The sequence below is a fragment of the uncultured Fretibacterium sp. genome (assembly GCF_963544685.1).
In the GTDB taxonomy this organism is placed as follows: domain Bacteria; phylum Synergistota; class Synergistia; order Synergistales; family Aminobacteriaceae; genus CAJPSE01.
Map to the genome: position 1 here is coordinate 1 of NZ_CAUUGJ010000171.1, position 3,507 is coordinate 3,507.

Annotated in this window: 2 protein-coding genes; both read right to left on the reverse strand. The window is 57.1% G+C overall.

Annotated elements, in window-relative coordinates; translation table 11 throughout:
* Positions 1-1,369 (reverse strand): hypothetical protein (locus ABLA28_RS11005; protein WP_347713702.1); only part of this gene is annotated, 1,369 nt, incomplete at its 3' end.
* A gap of 970 nt (positions 1,370-2,339) precedes the next feature.
* Positions 2,340-3,507: HlyD family type I secretion periplasmic adaptor subunit (locus tag ABLA28_RS11010; RefSeq protein ID WP_347713703.1), on the reverse strand; the 1,168-nt coding region annotated here is incomplete at its 5' end.

A 3,507-nucleotide genomic window follows, 5' to 3' on the forward strand; every position in this document is an offset into this window, starting at 1 on the left:
CCTTCAGCTCGGCTCCCTGTCCCTTCAGCTCCGTCTCCAGCTTTTGGCGAAGCCCCAGGAACTCCGCATAAGCCTTCTCGGCATCGGTCTGTGTCGGCGTATCCACGCTCAATCCCAGCTTGGCCCGATAGCTGGCCCGCAGATTGGCCTCCTTGCGGCTGGTCTCCGCGGCCTGCTTGAGGTCCGTCTCCGTGTCCGACATCATCTTTTCGAGGCCCCAAAGCTGCTCCAGCGCCGTCCGCGGGTCCGTCTTCGCCGCCTCCCCAAGCCACGCAAAGGCCGGGTCCATCAGGATGTCCACCTTACCCGGCTTCACGATGTTCCCTTCCGCATCCTTCTCCGGCTCCGTCACCTTGTACTCCACGCGCTCGAAGAACGGCTTCAAATGCGTCTGCGCCAGCAGCCCCGCCTCCATGTCGCGCACGAGGTCCGCGTAGAGCTCCTTCAGGATTGGCGCCGCCGTGTTGTTGGGGTTCGGCCCGTCCACACCGTTGAAGTTCTCGCCAAAGAACTTCTCCAAAAACGCCAGTTGACGCGCATCCATCTGGCCGCCGCGACTTCCGGGCGCCACCCCCTCCACTCCAGCCCACGTCTGGACCAGGGACTCGAAAATCTGTCCCCGCTTCGACGGGTCCTTCTCCGCCGCGTACTGCTCCACCAACCCCCGCAGCACACCACTTTCGTCGCGGACCATGGCCTGGCGCAGGTCGTGCATATTCCCGAAGCCCATGAGGTCGGGCAGTGCCGCGATGTCCTCGGGGACATCCAGGGTTTCTCCGGGGATGGAGTACATCGGGATGCTGTAGGGCAGTGTCTCTGCAATCGTGCCCGTACTCCCGTCCTGCCACTCGAACGTACCTTTGGCACGGATCGAGCCGCCCGACTCCCAGAGCGCACGGTCCGCCTCGCGCGCCTGGTCCTTCAGGGCCAATACTTGTTCCTCCCACGTCAGCTTCGCGAGGTCGCTCTGGGAAAGCGCGGGAGGCGTATTCTCGTTCACGGCTTCCGAGGCCAGATTGAGACTCTTGACTCCCGCATCGGCCAGGCTCGACATCTTCCCCTCGCCCGTCAGGACCTTCAACGAGGCGTAGATCTCGTCGGAGGCGTCGATCTTCCCGTCTCCGTTGGAGTCGTATGCCCTGAGGGCGTCGAAGCCCGTGAGAGCCAGGGATCCGTCCGGCAGGGTCATGGCATCGCCGAACAGCTCGCCCCCGTTGTCTGCCTTTCCGTTGAAGTTCTTGTCCAACACCAGGAACGCGTCCGTCTTGTCGATCCACCGCGTGAACTCGTGGAAGCCGTTGGCGTTCAGGTCAAAGAACGCCGCGTTCTTCAGCTCCACCTTGCCGTCACGGTTCAGATCCAGGACCAACGGGTCGCGGCGAGCGGGGGCAGGAACTGTATCTTTCCAAGGGCGCCTATAATCTGGATAGGTATCATCACCATCAGGTGTTGCCGGAAATGCAGGAACAGGCCCCAAAGGGGGAAGTAGCACACCAGGCTTAATCGGCAAGGGTGTGGGGTTCCTCGGAAATAAATGAGGCATAAAGTAATCTATAGCACCATCTATAAACTTTGATAAATAATATCCAGCCAAGTACTCAGCTAAACGAGAACCAATTCCGAGACTCATCTACGACTTCCTCCTCTTTACCAATAATCTAAGATAGGTCCTATACAATATACACATTAGCATCATCCCTTCTGCAATCATGCTTGCCTTATCAAAGAACGATTGAGAAATATGCCCCATGAACACACCTAAGGTCACCAAAGGAAATATAATAAAGGAAAAAATATAAAACGTTGCCTTTGCACAAAAAACGCTGCTTAAAAAACACACTTCAAAAATAAGAAAACACATCAAAAAGATAATTGCACAACCTAGAAATTTTGCTCCAAATGAGCTTGACACATCAGATATTATGTTAAACGGACGAAATAGCACATAAAGACACAAGAAGAAAAACTCAATTTCATATTCAAACAGTTTTCCCCACAAATAGCTTAGGTTATTCATGAAAATCCCCCTTTATCAAGATTCAGTACCACAAAGATTCCTCAAGCGAACCTCCTCTTTATTTTGTTTTGTAAAAAAGCGCAAAGCAACTCTCCTCGATACATCGAGGTCAGCCGCTTCGCGCTCATCTGCAGGAATTCGTAGTTTGCCCAGGTCTGCGCGCCGCCGCGTCGCTCCCGATTGACATTCCGAGTTCCAACCTATTCCATTTTCCGAAAAAGATATTTTATACCTTGTCCATTATATATGATTGAAGCACAAAAACACACGAATGTAAAGCACGCGAAAACAAATTCAAGGAGTGGCTGCGACGGCCGTTTCCTCACCTCTCCCGAAGCGCCTCGTTCGTATAGCGGCGAAAGGTGTCCAGAAAATACTCGATGATCCGTTTACGGCGGATCTTGATCTCCCCCGTCACGGACATCCCGGGAAGAAGGGGGATCTTTTTCCCCTCGACGACATAATGGTCGCGCGAGGTCTCCAGCAGCGCCTGATAGATCAGGCCCCGCTTCTGGTCCTCCTTTGCCTCCGTCGCCACGGACTTGACGCACCCCTTAAGCGTGCCGTACTTCTGGAAGCTGAAGGTCTCCACCTTGATCTCGGCGTCCTGCCCCGCCCGGACGAAGCCGATATCCCGATTCTCCAGCCAGACCTCGTACTCTATTCCCCCACCGGCCGGGACGATCAGCATCAACGGCTGGGCCGGCGTCACGATGGCGCCCAGCGTATGAATTTCCAGCTGCTGCACCACGCCGTCGATGGGTGCGGTTATCCGGCTCAGCCGGTTCTTCTCCTGCGCCTTGACCAGCTCCTCCTCCACCGCCTGGAGCTGCTTGCGATCCTCGACGATCCGCGCGGATATCTCCGAGTACCACTCGCTCTCCGCCTTCTTCAGCTCCATATCGCTCTCCGCGACGGTGTGTTCGTTACGGTCCACCTCCGCACGCTGAGAGAGGAGGTCCTGCCTCACCTCGATCTCCTTCTGGAGGTACGTCTGATGCTCCAGCAGCGACACCGTCCCGTCCGACGCAAGTTCCTCCGTCTTCTTCCTCTGCTCGGCCACGATCGGCAGAAGGGCGGCATACTTGTCGTACTGCCGCTTCGAGTTGCGCAGCGCCGCCTTCGCCATCAGCGCCTGCTGCTTCAAAACGTTGATCCGGGACCGGAACTCCAGCTGACGAGTCCGGGAGAGCTCCTGCTGATGCAGAACCACCTCGGGGTCCCAGCCGCCCTGGGGCGGGACGAAGGGCTTACCCTCCCGGTCGGCGAAGAGCCGTGCCAGGTCCAGAACGTAAAAATCCCGCTCCTTCGTCAAACGGGCCATATCGGCCTCCGTGATCACCGTGTCCAGCTCGATCAGAACATCGCCCTCGCGGACGGGCGTTCCGTTCGCGACGTTCAGCCTGCGGACGATCCCCTTGTCCTCCGCCTGCACGACCTTGGTGTAGCCCGAGGGAATCACCTTGCCCGGGGCCACGGCCACCTCGTCC